The 15,858-nt window shown below is 77.4% G+C and carries 19 protein-coding genes; 4 read left to right on the forward strand and 15 right to left on the reverse strand.

Annotated features, from left to right (window positions below; translation table 11 throughout):
- Position 1: 1 nt before the first annotated feature.
- From OU787_RS14070 to OU787_RS14105, 8 genes are all read right to left on the reverse strand, one after another.
- A complete protein-coding gene (locus OU787_RS14070) occupies positions 2 to 286 on the reverse strand; it encodes a hypothetical protein (RefSeq protein ID WP_268659509.1) in 285 nt (94 codons plus the stop codon).
- Positions 205 to 1,560, reverse strand: coding sequence for a protein kinase domain-containing protein (locus OU787_RS14075; protein WP_268659510.1), 1,356 nt, complete (start codon positions 1,558 to 1,560; stop codon positions 205 to 207). Before OU787_RS14075 ends, OU787_RS14070 begins: the two co-directional genes overlap by 82 nt.
- A 64-nt stretch (positions 1,561 to 1,624) precedes the next feature.
- The gene (locus OU787_RS14080) at positions 1,625 to 1,774 is read right to left on the reverse strand and encodes a hypothetical protein (RefSeq protein ID WP_157852510.1); all 150 of its coding nucleotides are present in this window, start codon (positions 1,772 to 1,774) and stop codon (positions 1,625 to 1,627) included.
- A 5-nt stretch (positions 1,775 to 1,779) separates the two neighbouring features.
- Positions 1,780 to 3,702, reverse strand: a complete 1,923-nt coding sequence (locus OU787_RS14085) for a bifunctional polysaccharide deacetylase/glycosyltransferase family 2 protein (protein ID WP_268659511.1) — start codon at positions 3,700 to 3,702, stop codon at positions 1,780 to 1,782.
- On the reverse strand, positions 3,699 to 3,884 hold the full coding sequence (locus OU787_RS14090; protein WP_268659512.1) for a hypothetical protein: 186 nt from the start codon (positions 3,882 to 3,884) through the stop codon (positions 3,699 to 3,701). The genes OU787_RS14085 and OU787_RS14090 overlap by 4 nt, the downstream gene beginning before the upstream one ends.
- 76 nt (positions 3,885 to 3,960) lie before the next feature.
- A complete protein-coding gene (locus OU787_RS14095; RefSeq protein WP_268659513.1) occupies positions 3,961 to 4,446 on the reverse strand; it encodes a hypothetical protein in 486 nt (161 codons plus the stop codon).
- Positions 4,447 to 4,736: 290 nt separating this feature from the next.
- Positions 4,737 to 5,624: a hypothetical protein gene (locus OU787_RS14100; RefSeq protein ID WP_268659514.1), complete on the reverse strand. Its 888-nt coding sequence runs from the start codon at positions 5,622 to 5,624 to the stop codon at positions 4,737 to 4,739.
- Complete coding sequence (locus tag OU787_RS14105) at positions 5,621 to 6,400, reverse strand: RNA polymerase sigma factor (RefSeq protein WP_268661864.1); 780 nt, start codon at positions 6,398 to 6,400, stop codon at positions 5,621 to 5,623. The genes OU787_RS14100 and OU787_RS14105 overlap by 4 nt, the downstream gene beginning before the upstream one ends.
- A gap of 278 nt (positions 6,401 to 6,678) precedes the next feature.
- On the opposite strand from OU787_RS14105, the gene OU787_RS14110 reads away from it, so the two are divergent.
- Both OU787_RS14110 and OU787_RS14115 read left to right on the forward strand, forming a co-directional pair.
- Positions 6,679 to 7,377 carry a hypothetical protein gene (locus OU787_RS14110; RefSeq protein WP_030462848.1) on the forward strand — a complete coding sequence of 233 codons (699 nt, stop codon included), beginning with the start codon at positions 6,679 to 6,681 and terminating at the stop codon, positions 7,375 to 7,377.
- A 66-nt stretch (positions 7,378 to 7,443) separates the two neighbouring features.
- Positions 7,444 to 8,160: a tyrosine-protein phosphatase gene (locus tag OU787_RS14115; protein ID WP_030462849.1), complete on the forward strand. Its 717-nt coding sequence runs from the start codon at positions 7,444 to 7,446 to the stop codon at positions 8,158 to 8,160.
- A gap of 159 nt (positions 8,161 to 8,319) precedes the next feature.
- Here the strand turns inward: OU787_RS14115 and OU787_RS14120 are convergent, their stop codons facing one another.
- The gene (locus tag OU787_RS14120; RefSeq protein ID WP_268659515.1) at positions 8,320 to 8,487 is read right to left on the reverse strand and encodes a hypothetical protein; all 168 of its coding nucleotides are present in this window, start codon (positions 8,485 to 8,487) and stop codon (positions 8,320 to 8,322) included.
- 6 nt (positions 8,488 to 8,493) lie between these two features.
- On the opposite strand from OU787_RS14120, the gene OU787_RS14125 reads away from it, so the two are divergent.
- Entirely contained in the window at positions 8,494 to 8,940 is a 447-nt protein-coding gene (locus OU787_RS14125) for a methyltransferase domain-containing protein (RefSeq protein ID WP_268659516.1), read from the forward strand.
- 10 nt (positions 8,941 to 8,950) lie between these two features.
- Here the strand turns inward: OU787_RS14125 and OU787_RS14130 are convergent, their stop codons facing one another.
- Both OU787_RS14130 and OU787_RS14135 read right to left on the reverse strand, forming a co-directional pair.
- Complete coding sequence (locus OU787_RS14130) at positions 8,951 to 9,445, reverse strand: NUDIX domain-containing protein (protein WP_268659517.1); 495 nt, start codon at positions 9,443 to 9,445, stop codon at positions 8,951 to 8,953.
- Positions 9,446 to 9,539: 94 nt separating this feature from the next.
- Positions 9,540 to 9,815: a hypothetical protein gene (locus tag OU787_RS14135; protein ID WP_030462852.1), complete on the reverse strand. Its 276-nt coding sequence runs from the start codon at positions 9,813 to 9,815 to the stop codon at positions 9,540 to 9,542.
- A 117-nt stretch (positions 9,816 to 9,932) separates the two neighbouring features.
- Here OU787_RS14135 and OU787_RS14140 point away from each other — a divergent pair, with 117 nt between their 5' ends.
- Positions 9,933 to 12,398 carry a lysylphosphatidylglycerol synthase transmembrane domain-containing protein gene (locus tag OU787_RS14140; protein WP_268659518.1) on the forward strand — a complete coding sequence of 822 codons (2,466 nt, stop codon included), beginning with the start codon at positions 9,933 to 9,935 and terminating at the stop codon, positions 12,396 to 12,398.
- 26 nt (positions 12,399 to 12,424) lie between these two features.
- Here OU787_RS14140 and OU787_RS14145 read toward each other — a convergent pair whose 3' ends face one another.
- From OU787_RS14145 to OU787_RS14160, 4 genes are all read right to left on the reverse strand, one after another.
- Positions 12,425 to 12,652 (reverse strand): hypothetical protein, encoded by a 228-nt coding sequence (locus OU787_RS14145; protein WP_030462854.1) that lies wholly within the window; start codon positions 12,650 to 12,652, stop codon positions 12,425 to 12,427.
- 111 nt (positions 12,653 to 12,763) lie between these two features.
- Positions 12,764 to 13,576, reverse strand: coding sequence for an ABC transporter ATP-binding protein (locus tag OU787_RS14150; RefSeq protein WP_030462855.1), 813 nt, complete (start codon positions 13,574 to 13,576; stop codon positions 12,764 to 12,766).
- 62 nt (positions 13,577 to 13,638) lie between these two features.
- A complete protein-coding gene (locus OU787_RS14155; protein ID WP_268659519.1) occupies positions 13,639 to 14,664 on the reverse strand; it encodes a FecCD family ABC transporter permease in 1,026 nt (341 codons plus the stop codon).
- The gene (locus OU787_RS14160) at positions 14,661 to 15,692 is read right to left on the reverse strand and encodes a FecCD family ABC transporter permease (RefSeq protein WP_051817509.1); all 1,032 of its coding nucleotides are present in this window, start codon (positions 15,690 to 15,692) and stop codon (positions 14,661 to 14,663) included. The genes OU787_RS14155 and OU787_RS14160 overlap by 4 nt, the downstream gene beginning before the upstream one ends.
- Positions 15,693 to 15,858: the final 166 nt, after the last annotated feature.

Here is a 15,858-nt window from a genome sequence, read left to right on the forward strand (position 1 = left end):
GTCAGTCGTCCTGCTGGGCGGCCTGGACGTGCACGGCGGTGACCAGGGCGCCGAGCCGGACCTGCCAGCCGGCCAGCAGCGGGGGCGACGCGGCCTTGCGGCGCTGGAGGTCGCGGACCAGCTTCTGGGCGTCCTTGAGGGCGCTCTCGGCGTCCGCCGGCTGCTTGTCGTTGACGGCCTGGGTGGCCTCGTCGAGCAGCCTGGTCAGGTCGTCCTGCTTGTCCCGGTCCTTGCTGAACTCGGCCTGCGCCACGTCGGCCCGCAGTTGGGCGAGCTGGGCGACCACGGCGCCGCCCTTGGGGGTGGCGGAGGGCTTGGGCGAGGCGCTGGGCTTCGCGGAGGCGGAGGCGGACGGGGACGGGCTGGGCGACGGGGACGGCGACGCGCTGGTGGCGGCGGCCGCCGGGGCGGGGGTGTGCCCGGCCCGGGGGCGGAGTCGCCGCCGCCGAGCGAGAACGCGGCGATGCCCGCCACCACGGCGATCACCGCCGCGCCGATGCCCGCGTACACCAGCGGGTTGCGGCCGCGCCGGGGCTCGGGCTCCTCCTCCTCGAAGCGGGACGGGGACAGCAGCGGGGCCTGCACCGGCGGCAGCACCGAGGTGCGGTGCTGCTCGGCCCACGGCTGCGGCGGGGCGGCGGCGGGCGGCGGCGGGGCGGCGGGGTAGGCCGTCGCGGGGACGGGCGGCAGCACCTGGGTGGCCGCGCCGAGCAGTTCGGCGGTCCGGTCGACCGGCCCGGCGGGGACGGCGGCGAGCAGTTCGGCGGCGGCGGACTGCGCGTCGGCGGGCCGCTCGGCCGGGTTCTTGGCCAGCAGCCGCAGGATCGCGGCGTCCAGCGCGGGCGGCACGTCGGGGCGGTGCGCGGAGACCGCGAGCGGGTACTCGGTGACGTGCTTGAAGGTGACCGCGACCGGGGTGTCGGCGGTGAACGGCGGGGCGCCGGTCAGCATCTCGTACAGCACGCAGCCCACCGCGTACAGGTCGGCGCGGCCGTCCACCGGGGCGGCGGTGGCCTGCTCCGGGGAGAGGTAGGCGGCGGTGCCCAGCACCGAGGCGGTCTGGGTGAGCTGCTGGCCGGAGGAGGAGCCGGCCCGGGCGATGCCGAAGTCGACGACCTTCACCCCGCCGTCCTGGGTGATCATGATGTTGCCGGGCTTGATGTCCCGGTGCACCAGGCCCTGGGCGTGCGCGGCGGCCAGGGCGTCCAGCACCGCGGCGGCGGTGCCCACGGCGCGCTCCACCGGCAGGACGCCCTGCTCGGCGATCACCCGGCCCAGCGTCGCGCCGTGCACCAGCTCCATCACCAGGTACGGGGAGCCCTGGTCGACGCCGGAGTCGAAGACCGTGACGATCCGCGGGTGCGCCAGCAGCGCGGCCGACCGGGCCTCGCGGGCGAACCGCTCGGCGAACCGGGGGTCGTCGGCCAGGCCGCCGTTGAGCACCTTGACCGCCACCGGGCGGCCCAGCTGGTGGTCCAGGGCGCGGTAGACCGTGGCCATGCCCCCGACGCCGAGGATCTCGCCGAGCTCGTAGCGCCCGTTCAGCGCGCGTCCGATCATCGGATGCTCCTTCCACCTCGGTCCGGCGACCCGTGAACCATAGCGGGCCCGGCCGAGCAGGGGTTCAGGGGCGCTGGACGAGCAGGACGGCGGCCAGCGCCGCGAGGGCCGCCGTCAGCAGGGTGCGCAGGACGCCCGGCGGGCCGTGCAGGGCGCGGCGGGCGGCGCGCTCGGCGGCCCGTTCGGCGGCGGGCGAGGTGCGGGGGAAGCTCATCGTCGTCAACTCCGGTTCGCCGGGGCCTGGAGCGAGCCGTAGCGCTGCATCCGCTGCCAGCGCAGCCGGTTGCCGGCCAGTGCGGTCCACACCGACTGGATCACCACCAGGTACATCAGCTGACGGTAGACCACCTGCTGGAGCGGCAACGTCCAGAGCGGGCCCAGCCGTTCGCCGTCCAGGCGGAACGCGTAGCAGGCCGACAGCACCTGCAGGACCAGGAAGCCCAGCCAGACCGCGGCGATCCGCACCGGGTCGAGGAAGAGCAGGCCGTAGACCGCGAACACGTCCACCGCCGGGGCCAGCAGCGGCAGCAGCACCTGGAACACCAGCAGGTAGAGCAGGCCCCGGCGGCCCAGCTTGCCGGCCTGGCCGTGCTGGGCGAGCGCCCGACGGTGCTTCCACATCGCCTGCAGGGTGCCGTAGCACCAGCGGTAGCGCTGGCGCCACAGCGCGGAGAGCGAGGCCGGGGCCTCGGTCCAGGCGATCGCCCGCTCCTCGTAGACCACCCGCCAGCCGGCCCGGCACAGCGCCATGGTCAGGTCGGTGTCCTCGGCCAGCGTCTCCTCGGCCACGCCGCCCAGCCGCAGCAGCGCGGAGCGGCGGAAGGCGCCGACCGCGCCGGGGACGGTGGGCATGCACTGGGCGAGGTCGAAGAAGCGGCGGTCCAGGTTGAAGCCGACCACGTACTCGATGTGCTGCCAACGGCCGAGCAGGCCGCCCCGGTTGATCACCTTGGCGTTGCCGGACACCGCGCCGACCCGGCGGTCGGCGAACGGCTGCACCAGCAGCCGGACCGCGTCCGGCTCGAACACGGTGTCGCCGTCGACCATCACCACCAGCTCGCAACTCGCGTGCCGCAGGCCGTTGTTGAGCGCGGCCGGCTTGCCCGCGTTGGCCTGCCGGAGCACCCGGACGCCGGGCAGGCCGAGCGACTCCACCAGGTCGGCGGTGCCGTCGGAGGAGCCGTCGTCCACCACGATCACCTCCACCGGGTGGTCGGAGGCCAGCAGCGAGCGCACCGCCGCCTCGATGCCCGCCCGCTCGTTGTACGCGGGCACGATCACGGTGACCGGCTCGGTGACCGGCGGGCCCCAGCCGCGGCGGCGCAGGCGCCGGTGCCGCCAGGCCGCGACGACCAGGGCCACCGCGCGCAGCACGCTGATCGCCCCGGCCGCCCAGAGCAGCCAGCCGAGCGCCGCCACCGCCCGGTCGCCGCCCGCCAGGGCCAGCAGCAGCGCCCGGCCCTGCCAGTGCTCGGCGCCGCTCGCCGGGTGCGCGGTGTCCGCGATCGACGCCGTCTCGGAGACCGTCCCGACCCGGTAGCCGGCCTGCTTGAGCTTCGGCAGCAGTTCGGCCAGCGCGGCGACGGTCTGCGAGCGGTCGCCGCCCGCGTCGTGCATCAGCACGACCTGGCCGGCCGCCGGGTCCGGCGGGGTGGCGCCGGCCACGATCCGCGCCACGCCCGGGCGCCGCCAGTCCTCGCTGTCCAGGGTGGTCAGCACGGTCAGGTAGCCGGCCTGCCCGGCCTGCCGGACGGCCTGCCAGTCGGCGTCGGTGAGCGCGTCGTTGGTCGAGGAGTACGGGGGGCGCAGCAGCGCGGTGGTGGTGCCGGTGGCGCCGGCCACCGCGAGCTGGGCCTCGCGCAGTTCGAGCGAGCGGCGCCAGGGCGCGGCCTGCCCGAGGTCGGCGTGGGTGAAGGTGTGGATGCCGAGCTGGTGGCCCTCGGCGAGGATCCGGCGGGCGAGTTCGGGGTGGTCGGCGACCTGGGTGCCGACCACGAAGAAGGTGGCGTGCACGCCCTGCTGCTTCAGCACGTCCAGGATCTTCGGCGTCCAGACCGGGTCGGGGCCGTCGTCGAAGGTCAGCGCGACGGTGCCGGGGGCGGGCCGGGCGGTGCGGGGCGTCGCGCCGGACGCGTCGATCACCGGGCCGCCGTGGGCGGCCTCCGGGGGACGGCGCCGGCCGGGCCGGTGGCGCGGGCGGCGCCGTCGGGGGCCGATCCGTACATGTGGCGGGTGTAGCCCTGCAGCAGCAGGGCCGCGGCCAGGGTCACCACCAGGGCGGTCAGCAGCAGCCAGTGCGTGCGGGGTGCGGGCTGGCGCACCACGCCCCGGCGGCCCCGGCGGCCGCGCCGGGCGGGGCCGCCGGGGCGGGGGAGGTCCGGGGAAGGTCATCGGGGCTCGCTAGGGGCTCTTGGTGGGCTTCCGGCTGTTGCTCGGCGCGGTGGTGGGCCGGCCGTGCGAGGCCGTCGGGCCGGGGGTCGGGGCGGCCGTCGGGCCCGGGGCCGGGGCGGTGGCCGTCGCGGTGCTCCGGGCCGCGGAGCTCGCCGCGGCCGGTGCCGCGGGGGCCTGGGCCGGGCGGGTGGCGGCCACCGCGGTCCGGTCCGGTCCGGGCGTGGACCGGCCGTCGGCCACCGGGCCGGTGCTCGCGGACGGTGCGGTGGCGGTCGGGGTGCCGGGGGCCGCCGGGGCGGCCGGGCGGGGCAGGAACGGCGCGCCCAGGGTCGGGCCGCCGAGCGCGCTGCTCGCCACCAGGGCCAGGTAGCCGGCCGCCGGGACGGCCAGCAGCCGTCCGATCCGCCGCGAACGGCGCTGGCGCCGGCCGCTGGCGTCGACGAACACCGGGGCGGCCGGGTCGGCGGGCCGGGCCGCGGTCGGGGTTTCGGTCACCGTGGTTCCTGGGGTCGGGCCGGTTCCGGCACTCCGCCGGTCTGAGCTCCGGACGGACGGTGGACCCGGGGGAGTTCAGCCGTCCGTCCGGAGCGGTTCCCCGACCGGCGGCGGACCCGGGGGAGTCTTCTGCCGGTCGGAGCTGTCCCGGACGGGCGGGGGCCCGGGGGAGCCCCGCGCCCGTCCGGAGTCGGTCCGGGCGGGCGACGGGTACAGGGGCCCGTCGGCCGCCCGGAGGCGGTGGCCGGTCGGACGGGGGCCCGGGGTGCCCACCGTCCGACCGGAGTCGTTCAGTCCTGGTCGCTTCCCCCGTTCGACTGCTTGGACTGCTGGACGTCGCCGTGCCCGGTCCGAACGGGCGACGGCACGGACGGCGACGCCGACTGGCCGGGGCCGGCCGACGGCTTGCCGCGGCCCGTCCCGGCGGACGGCTCGCCGCTCTGCTGGTCGTGGTCGTGCGCGGCGAGCAGGGCGCAGAAGCCGGTCACCTTCTCCGGCGCGCCGGCCGCCTTCAGCAGCTCGGCCAGCTCGGGGACGGCGGCCGCGTCCTTGGGCTTGCCGCCGGCCGCGACCCGCCCGGCGAAGACCTCGCACAGCCGGGTCAGGTCCGGCTGGTCGGCCGGGCCGGTGGCGGGCTGGCCGGACGGCCTGGCCGGGCCGGTGCCGGGGCGGGTGGTGCCCGCCGACGGCTTGCCGGTGCGCCCGTCGCCCGGCGTCCCGGACGCGGTGGCGGGCGCGTCGGTGGTCGGCGCGGGCGCGGCGCTGGTGGCCGCCGGGGCCGGGGCGGGACCGCCCAGTGCCTCCGGCAGCCGGCCGGTGCCGGCCGCGACCGCGACGCCGCCCAGGGCGGTCACGCCCAGCGCGACGGCCACGGCCTTCGCGCTGAGGGCCCGCGCGAGCGCGGTGTCCGCCATCTTTCGTCTCCGGTGCGGTCGGGGGTCCGGCTGGTGACGAGCCTGCCGGAACGCGGCCATGGCCCCCTCTTCGCCGGGCAGCGGGCCGTCGCCGGCCGCCTCGCTCGTCGCAGCGGCGGCGAGCAGGGCGGCGAGCTCCGGCCGTCCTGGCGCGGACTGCTGCCCGGCGGAGGGGTCCTGACCGGCCTCCGGGTCGACCGTGACGCCGCCGAGCAGCTGCTCGGCGGCGGCGCGATCGATCCGGCGGGATCGGTTGGTGCTCATCTCATGTCCTTCAGCGTCGGCACCTGCGCCGGTGTCACACCCTGCGCGGAAATCTTTTTTCCGGCCGTCGCTCCGGCCGCTCCCCCGGCTTTCCGGTGGGGCAGCCCGGCGGCCGCTCCCCCGTTCTGCTCCAGCACCTTGGCCAGCCGCCGCAGGCCCCGGTGGGCGGCCATCCGGACGCTGCCGGAGCGCTTGCCGAGCACCTTCGCGGCGCTCTCCGCGTCCAGTCCGAGCACCACCCGCAGCAGTACCGCCTCGGCCTGGTCGGGCGGCAGCGAGGCGATCAGCGCGAGCGCGTCGGAGGTGGCGACGGTGGCCATCGCCTGGCCCGCGGTGTCCTCGGCGGCGGCCAGTTCGGCCAGGTACTCCACCGGCAGGTCGGCGACCGGGCGGCGGCGCACCCGGCGCAGGTGGTCCATGGCCCGGTTGCGGGCCACCGTCGCGGCCCAGCCGCGGAAGCCGTCCGCGTCGCCGCGGAAGCCCGGCAGGTCGCGGGCGATCTGCAGCCACGCCTCCGAGGCGATGTCCTCGGCGTCCTCGGCCCGGCCGCCGACCAGCACCCGCAGGTAGCGCAGCAGCCCCGGCTGGACGGCCCGGAACAGGATCCGGAACGCCTCCTCGTCGCCCTCCTGGGCGGCGCGGACGGCCGTGGCGAAGGTCGCTTCGGGCGGCGCCGGGTCGGCCCGCCGGGCGGGCGGGCGGTCCGGTGCGTACGGACGGCCGGGCGGCTCCCCGTCGTCCGCCCCGTGGTGTTCAGCTGTGTGCACCCGCCACATCATGCGCCATCCGGGGGACCGCTCCCACTCCCGGTCCCGCTCCCGGTCCCGTGACGGAGCGGTGGCGGAGCCGTGCCCGGCCGGTGAGGGGCCGGTGCGGGCCGACGGCCCGTCAGCCGCGTCCCGGCCCCCGGGACGCAGGGCCCGGAGCGGGCCGACCTTCGTCCCGCCGACTGCTGTCCTTCGCCCGCGGTCCGGCCCCACGCCCCCGCCATACCGTGCAAATACGGGGCAATCCGCCCCGCTTCCACCCGTGGACGAGGAGGCCGGGAGCCGGCATGCGCACCGCCGAGGAGCTGTACACGACGGGGATCCGCGACCACTTCGCGCCCGCGCTGCGCGGGCTCGGCTTCCAGGGCTGGCGGCACTCCTTCTCGCTGCCCGACCGGGACCGCTGGGCGGTGCTCGGCGTGCGCGCGGTGCCCGGCGACGGGCGGGTCCGGTACACCGTCAACCTGTCCGTCACCGACAAGGCCGCCTGGGACCGGCGCAGCATCCGCCCCGACGCCAACTCCCCCACCGGGCTGGAGCGCTGGCACGCGCCGATCGGCGAGCTGCTGCCGGTCGGCGGCGAGGTCTGGTGGGAGGTGGCGCCCGGGCCGCGCTGGCTGATCGCCGTCGAGGACTCGGTGGCCGCCGTCCGCGGCTACGCGCTGCCGGAGCTGCGCCGCCGGCTGGTGGCCGGCGAGCGCGAGCACTACCTCGGCCAGGCCGAGCTGGACGGCGTCAACGGCGCCCTCGCCGCGGCCCGGCTGGCCCGCATCCAGCGGGCCGAACTCGCGGACGGCGTCCTGGAGTTGCACGGCGCGTGGAGCCGGCACGACCCGGCCGCGCACGCCGTCCTGGCGGGCGCCGCCCGCGGCTTCCTGTCCGTCCGGGACGCCCGCTTCCACGCCGTGCGGGTGCTCGACACGCTCGGCCGGACGCTGTGGGAGTTCCGGCCCGACCCCGGCGGGAACCATTCGGAACCGGACTGAGTCCCTGTCAGTGGCGGTGCGGAAGCGCACCGGTGTGACGCACGGGGCGAACCGCGGGGGGCGGACATGACGGGGACGGCGGCGACACCGCACGAGGAACGGCAGCTCGACTGGGACGGCTGCCTGAACGTCCGCGACCTCGGGCTGCTGCCCACCCGCGACGGGCGGCGCACCCGCACCGGCGCGGTGGTCCGCGCCGACAACCTCGACCGGCTCACCGCCGAGGGCCAGAACTCGCTGCTCGCGTACGGCGTGCGCACCGTCGTCGACCTGCGCGACCCGGCCGAGTACCGGCCGCTGCTGCCCGCCCCCGACGGGATCGACCTGGTCCGCGTCCCGCTGGACGCGCTGGCCGGGCCGGACTGGTGGGCCCGGTTCGGCGCCCTGGACGGCACCCCGCTGTCCTTCCGCCCCTACCTCGACCACTGCCGGCAGGCCGTCGCCGACCTGGTCGCCGCCGTCGCCCGGGCCCGCCCCGGCGCCGTCGTGGTGCACTGCGGGGCCGGCCGCGACCGCACCGGCCTGGCCGCCCTCGTCCTGCTCGCCCTCGCCGGGGCCACCCCCGCCGCGATCACCGAGGACTACCTGCTCTCCGCCGCCAACCTGCGGCCGCTGTGGACCATCCTGGACCGCCCCGAGGAGGAGGCCGGCATCGCCCGGGTCCTCGCCGACGCGGGCACCACCCCCGAGCGGGCCCTGCACGACGTGCTCGCCGAGTTCGACGCCGAGCAGTGGCTGCCCGCCGGGGACGTCGCCGCCGTCCGGGCCCGGCTGCTCGGATGACCGCTCGCGGCCCGGGCGGAGCGCGGCTGCCCGGATAACCGCTCGCGGCGCGGGCGGAGCGCGGCCGATACTGCCCGGCATGACGAACTTCGCGCCGTTCGACACCCGCGGCTACCCCACCGTCGACGTCCGCACCGGCTACGCCGGGTGGGTCGACAGCTACGAGGACACCGTCCAGGACGCGATGGACGTCGACGTGCTGGCCCGGCTCGCCGTCCCGCGCTGGGCCGACGCCGCCACCGCCGCCGACCTGGGCTGCGGCACCGGCCGCACCGGCGCCTGGCTGCGCGGGCGCGGCGTCGGCGCGGTGGACGGGGTCGACCTCACCCCGAGATGCTCGCCCGCGCCCGCGGGCGCGGCGCCCACCGCACCCTGGTCGAGGGCGACCTCGCCGCGACCGGCCTGGCCGCCGGCGGCTACGACCTGGCCGCCTGCTCCCTCGTCGACGAGCACCTCGCCGACCTCGGGCCGCTCTACCGCGAGGCCCACCGCCTGGTCCGTCCCGGCGGCCTGTTCGTGCTGGTCGGCCTGCACCCGGCCTTCATCATGGCGGCCGGCATGCCCACCCACTACGACGGCCCCGACGGCCCGGTCGCCATCACCACCCACGTCCACCTGGTCAGCGACCACCTCACGGCCGGCCTCGCGGCGGGCTGGCAGCTCGCCGAGATGCGCGAGGAGGTGGTCGGCGACCAGTGGACGGCCCTCAAGCCCAAGTGGGAGCGCCACCGCGGGCAGCCGGTCTCGGCGGCGTACGTCTGGCGCAGGCCGCAGGAGTAGGGGCGCGCTCTCAGAAGCCGGAGTTCGGCGCCGTCACGATCCGGGTGCGGCCGTCCGCCCGCGCGGCGAGGCCCGCCTCCAGGCGCAGGGCGCGGGCCGGGCCGAGCAGGGCGAGGGCCTCGGGGACGGGGGCCCAGCGGTGGGCGTCGAGCTCGCCGGGCGGGAGGGTGATCGGGGTGTCGGCGGGGAGGACGCCCAGGTCGAAGAGGAAGTGGCAGGCGGGGTGGTCGAGTTCGCCACTGGGGTTGGTCCAGGCGACGGCCAGCAGGTCGCCGGCCTCGCGGCGCAGCCCGGTCTCCTCGTGGAGTTCGCGGGTGGCGCACTGCCGCGGGTTCTCGCCGAGGTCGACGGTGCCGCCGACGAACTGCCAGGCGTCGCGGTAGCCGGCCTTGACGATCAGGACGCGGCCGTCGGGGTCGGTGATCAGGCAGCCCGCGGCGGCGTACACGCGGTGCAGGGAGGCGAGCCACTCCTCGCGGGAGGCGAACTCGGGTGCGTCGGCCATGGCGCTCCTTCGGCGGGGGCGGGTGGTTGCGGCCCCACTCTCCCACCCCCGCCGGGGAGCGGTCTCCCGGCGGGGGTGGGCCTCCGGTCGGGGATCAGTGCGCCGAGTGCCGTTCCGCGCCGCGGTGCCGGTGGCCCGGCAGATCGGTGTGGGTGGCGGGCCCGTCGGCCGGGCCGGCCGCGGCGGGCATCCGGCGGCCGCCGTGGCTGAACACCGCGTCGCCGTAGTGCGGGCCGGTGCGGGTGGCGGGGGCGGTGCCGGGGGGCGGTGGCGGGGAGACGCCCGCCGGGTCCGCGGCCATGCCGCGGTGCGCCAGCACCTCCTGGGTGCCCCGGAGCACGGTCATCCTGTCGGTCGATCGCTTGGTCATCGCCGACCTCCCTTCATCAGACCGATATGCCCGTTATCGACCCGTATACACCGGGACACGTGAACTCCCGTGCCGGAACGGCGGGATCGGTGTCGGAACGGTGTGGGACCATGCCGCGTGGCCACGGTGATACAAGCCGACGAATCCCAGGAGTCCCGCACGACCCCGCCCCCGGCGCGGACCGGGCGCGCGGACCGCGTCCGCCACCCCGCCGCGCTGATCCGGCTGGTCGCCGGGGTCTGCTGGATCCTGCTGGTGCTGCTGCTGGCCGGCTACGCCCGCTCCTCGGTGTTCGGCCTGGACAGCGACGTGGCCCGCGGCGTCGACCTGCTGCCCTGGCCGCCCGCCAAGCTCACCGCCGCGCTGTGCGGCACCGCGCTGCTGACCGTCCCGCTCGGCTTCGCCGTCGACCGGGTGCTGCGCGGCGACGGCCGCCGGGTCGCCGACGCGGTCCTGGCCGCCGTCCTCGCCTACGGCCTCACGCTCGGCCTGGACCTGCTGGCCGGCGACCTCACCACGCTCACCCACCCGCTGCCCGCCGGCCTCGGCCGCACCGACCCGGTGTACGGGCACTTCGCCCCGGTGCTGGCCTTCATGACCGCGCTGGGCACCGCCGGGCGGCGCCGCTGGCGCACCGCGCTGGCCGTCACGCTCACCCTGTCCGGCCTGTCCGGGCTGGTCACCGGGTACGCCACCCCGCTGTCGCTGCTGCTGGCCCTGCTGCTGGGCTGGACCACCGCGCACGCCGCCCGGTACGCCGTCGGCGAGCCGGTCGCCTCGCCCGCCGAGGGCCAGATCGCCACCGCCCTGGCCGGCACCGGCGTCCGCCCCGACGCGGTGCTCACCCTCGGCACCGGCCGCTACCTGGTCACCCAGCACGGCGGCGGCCCCGACCTGGACGTCCACCTGCTCGACCGGTACGCGCAGGCCAGCGGGCTGCTCGGCCACCTGTGGCTGGCCCTGCGGCTGCGCACCGCGCCCCGCCCGCTCGGCCTGCGCCCGCTGCGCGCCGGGCTGGAGCACCAGACCCTGCTCGGCCACGCCGCGTCCGCCGCCGGGGCCCGCACCCGGCTGCCCGTCGCGGTGGTCGAACTCGGCCCGGACGCCGCCCTGGTGGCCTACCGGCGGCTGGACGCCCGCCCGTTCGCCGAGCTCTTCGCCGAGCTCCCCGAACCCCCCGAACCCCCCGGCGAGGGCCTCCCCGACGGCCCCACCGACGGCCCCACCGACGCCGAACTGCGCGACGCCTGGCAGCAGTTGGCGCTGCTCCAGCGCCGCCGGATCGCCCACCGCTCGCTCTCCCCGAACACCGTGCTGCTGGACGCCGAGGGCCGGGTCCACCTGGTCGGGCTGGCCCGCGGCGAGATCGCCGCGAGCGAACTGCTGCTGCGCCTGGACGTCGCCGGGCTGCTCGCCGTCCTCGCCGTGCACGCAGGGCCCGAGCGGGCGGTGCGGGCCGCGATCGAGGTGCTCGGCCCCGGCCCGGTCGGCACCGCGCTGCCGCTGCTGCAGCCGATCGCGCTGGCCCGCGACACCCGGGCCGCGCTGGCCCGGCACCGGAGCCTGGCCGCCGACCTGCGGGCCGAGGTGCAGCGCCGGATGCCGCAGGCCCCCGCCGAACCCGTCCGGCTGGAGCGGCTGCGCCCGCGCGTGCTGCTCACCGTGGTGGCCGGCATCGCGGCCGGGTACGCGCTGCTGCAGTTCCTGTTCAGCCTCGACACCAACCCGGTCAACCTGGTCACCGGGGCCGACCCGCTGTGGCTGGCCGGCGCGGCGTTCTGGGCCGCGGCCAGCTACCCCGTGGCGACCTTCGCGTTCAGCGGCTTCGTCCCCGAGAAGCTGTCGTTCCGCTCCACGCTGGCCGCCCAGACCGCCGGCTCCTTCGTCAAGGTGGCCTCCCCCGGCGGCGTCGGCGGCCTCGCCCTGAACACCCGCTACCTGCAGTGCGCGGGCATCCCCACCGCGCAGGCGATGTCCAGCATCGGCGTCAGCCAGCTGTTCGGCCTGGTGCTGCACATGCTGCAACTCGCCGTGTTCAGCGCCCTGGTCGGCGTGAACAGCGCCGAGTTCGGCTCCGGCTCCTCGCCGCTGCCCAAGGGCTGGGTGCTGGGCCTGGCCGGCGCGGTCGGCGCCGTCGCCGCGGTGTCGGTCGCCGCCGTGCCGCGGCTGCGGCGGCGCGCCCAGACCCTGCTGCGGCCGCTGCGCGCCGAGGTGCTGCCGCGGCTGCTCGACCTGGCCCAGCACCCCGGCAAGCTGGCCGGCGGGGTGGCCGGGCAGCTGATGGTGTCGATGTGCTTCGTGCTGTGCCTGTACTGCTGCACCCGCGCGGTCGGCCAGTACCCGGGCTTCAACGCCGTCGCGGTGGGTTTCCTGGCCGGCAACGCGGCGGGCAACGTGGTGCCCACCCCCGGCGGCGTGGGCGGCGTCGAGGGCCTGATGTCGTTCATGCTGGCGACCACCGGCCACATCGACAACGCGGGCGCGCTGGCCGCCGTCATGCTGTTCCGGATCCTCACCTTCATGCTCCCGGTGCTGCCCGGCTGGGCCGCCTTCGCCTGGCTGCAGCGCCGCCGGGCGATCTGACCCGGCGGGCCGGGAGGCCCGTCCGACTACTCCCGGTGGTCCTCGTCCTCCAGCCCGACCTCCCGGACCTGTTCCACCGCGTCGCCCTCGTCCACCGGCGCCGCGCCCTGCTCGCGCTGCTGCCGCAACACCTCCAGGTCGTCCACCTCCGGCTCGACCGCCGCCCGGTCCTGGTCGGCGGCCTCCAGCACGGTCGGGGACTGCTCGTCCAGCTCGTCCTCGGGGTACTCCGGGTTCTCCGCATTGGCACGCATACCGCCAGTATCCGACCGAACCCCGGCGAAGCCGAAGCTTTCCGGCGGCGGGTCTCCCCATCTCCCCATCTCCCCGGATCCGGGCGGCGGGCCGCGGGCCGCGGGCCGCGCTCAGGACGCGGCGGGGGCCCGGCGGTTGGCGGCGGGGACGACCAGCGGGGTGCCGGTCTCCGGGTCCGGGATGACCCGGCAGGGCAGCCGGAACACCTCCTCGACCAGCTCGGCGGTCACCACCTCGCCGGGCGGACCGGCCGCGACCAGCTTCCCGTCCCGCAGCGCGACCAGGTGGGTGGCGTAGCGGGCGGCCTGGTTGAGGTCGTGCAGGACGGCGACCAGGGTGCGGCCCTGCTCCCGGTGCAGCCGGGCGCACAGGTCGAGGACCTCGACCTGGTGCGCGATGTCCAGGTAGGTGGTGGGCTCGTCGAGCAGCAGCAGCGGGGTCTGCTGGGCCAGCGCCATGGCGATCCAGACCCGCTGGCGCTGCCCGCCGGAGAGCTCGTCCACCGGGCGGTCGGCGAGCCCGGCGACCCCGGTGTCGGCCATCGCCCCGGCCACCACCCGCTCGTCCTCGGTCGACCACTGGCGCAGCACGCCCTGGTGCGGGTAGCGGCCGCGGGAGACCAGCTCGGCAACGGTGATGCCGTCCGGCGCGATCGACGACTGCGGCAGCAGGCCCAGCGTCCGGGCGACCTGCTTGGCGGGCAGCGTGGCGATCGACCGCCCGTCCAGCAGCACCTGCCCGGCGACCGGCTTGAGGGTGCGCGACAGCGCGCGCAGCAGGGTGGACTTGCCGCAGGCGTTCGGGCCGACCACCACGGTGAAGGAGTGGTCGGGGACGTCGACGGTCAGGCCCTCGGCGATGGTGCGCCGGTCGTAGGCGAGGGTCAGGTCGCGGCCGGCCAGGCGCGGCTCGGGCTGGGCCATCGGGGGCTCCGTTCGGGACGGCGGGACGGACGGGGACGGGTGCGCGAACGCACCGGGGCCGTTCACAGGCGGCCGGCCCGGCGCTGGGTGGCCAGCAGCCAGACCAGGTAGCCGCCGCCGAGCACGCCGGTGACCACGCCGACCGGCAGTTGGCGCTCGCCGAACAGGTGCTGCGCGGCGAAGTCGGCGGTGACCAGCAGCGCGGCGCCGGTGCACATGGACGCGGCCAGGTTCGGGCCCGGCGCGCGGGTGATCCGGCGGGCCAGCTGCGGGGCGGTCAGGGCCAGGAAGTTGACCGGCCCGGCGGCCGCCGCGGCCAGCGAGGCGAGCAGCACGGCGGCGCCCAGCAGCGCCACCCGCAGCCGCTCGGGCCGCACGCCCAGCCCGCTCGCCGCGTCGTCGCCCAGCTCCAGGGCGCGCAGCGCGGGGCCGCAGACCAGCAGCACCAGCGGGACGAGCACGGCCAGCGCGAGCGCCAGCGGGCGGGCCTGCTCCCAGCCGCGGCCGTCCAGGCTGCCGGTCAGCCAGAGCACCGCCCGGGCGGCGTCCATCAGTTGGGTGCGGGTCAGCAGGTAGCCGTTGACGCCGGTGAGGATCGCCGCCGTCCCGATGCCGACCAGCACCAGCCGGGCGCCCTGCACCCCGCCGCGCCAGGCCAGTGCGTAGATCAGCCCGCCGGTGGCCAGCCCGCCCGCCACCGCGCCGCCGGCCAGCGCAGCGCTGGAGCCGCCCGCCACCACGACCAGCAGCGCGCCGGTGGCCGCGCCCTGGGTGAACCCGAGGATGTCCGGGCTGCCCAGCGGGTTGCGCACCAGCGTCTGGAACAGCGCCCCCGCGAGCGCCAGGGCCGCGCCGACCAGCAGCGCGGTGGCGACCCTGGGCAGCCGCAACTGGTTGACGACGAAGTCCTCGGCGGCGCTCCCGCCGCCGAACAGCGTGCGCACCACCTCGCCGGGCGCGATCGGGTAATCCCCGCGCCCGAGCGCCAGCACCCCGACCCCCAGCGCCACCAGCACCGCCGCCGCGCAGACCGCCAGCGCCCGCGGCCGGTAGCGCACCGAGAACCGGGCCACCCTCAGAGTCTTCATGCGCGGGCCTTCCCCCGTCGTGCGAAGTACAGGAAGAACGGGCCGCCGAGGACGGCCGTGACGATGCCGACCTGGAGTTCGCCGGGGCGGCCCAGGACGCGGCCCAGGACGTCCGCGCCGAGCAGCAGGACGGGGGCCAGGACGGCGCAGTACGGGAGCAGCCAGCGCAGGTCGGGCCCGGTGAGGGCGCGGACCAGGTGCGGGACCATCAGGCCGACGAAGACGATCGGGCCGCAGGCGGCGGTGGCCGCCCCGCACAGCAGGGTGACGGCGGCGATCGCGGCGGCCCGCACCGCGGCGGGCCTGGCGCCCAGCGCCCGGGCCGCGTCGTCGCCGAGCGCGAGCGCGTTGAGCGGGCGGGCCAGGCCGAGCGCGAGCAGCGCGCCCGCGGCGACGAACGGCAGGATGCCGAGCACGGTGGAGGTCTGCGCACCGGCCAGCGAGCCGACCGTCCAGAACCGCATCCTGTCGAGCGAGGCGGTGTCCAGCAGCATCACGGCGCTGACGTACGAGTAGAGGGTGGCGTTGAGCGCGGCGCCGGCCAGGGCGAGTCGGGCGGGGGTGGCGCCGCGTCCGCCGCCGACGGCGTACACCAGGACGGAGACCAGGGCGGCGCCGGCCAGCGCCCACCAGACGTAGCCGGTGAAGGAGGTGACGCCGAGCAGGGCGGCGGCGGTGGCGACGGCGGCGGAGGCGCCCGCGTTGATGCCGAGCAGGCCGGGGTCGGCGAGCGGGTTGCGGGTGAGCGCCTGCATGACGCCGCCGGCCAGGCCGAGCGCGGTGCCGGCCAGCAGGCCGAGCAGGGTGCGGGGCAGCCGCATCTCGTGGACGACGGTGTAGCCGGGGGCGTCCGGGTCGAGGAGTCCGTGCCAGACCTCGGCGGGGCCGAGCTGCTTGGCGCCGAGGCCGAGGCTGAGCACCAGGACGGCGAGCAGCACGAGCAGCCCGGCGGCCAGGCCGAGCGCGCGGGGCGAGCCGCGGCGGGCGGGGGCGGCGCCGGGTATCGGGAGGGAGCCGGTGGTGCTCAAGGGTGCTCCGGATCGGTCGGGGGACGGGTCGGGGGCCCGGGGGCCCTCCGTACCGCAACTTAGGTTAGGTTAACCTGCGTAATCCCGGCGGCTGCCGCCGGGTACCGCACCCCGGCGCCCCCGTCGGCGTGCGGCTCCCCCCTGCCCCGAAGCGCCCGAACCGAGG

The organism is Kitasatospora sp. YST-16, assembly GCF_026802215.1.
Lineage (GTDB): Bacteria > Actinomycetota > Actinomycetes > Streptomycetales > Streptomycetaceae > Kitasatospora > Kitasatospora cineracea.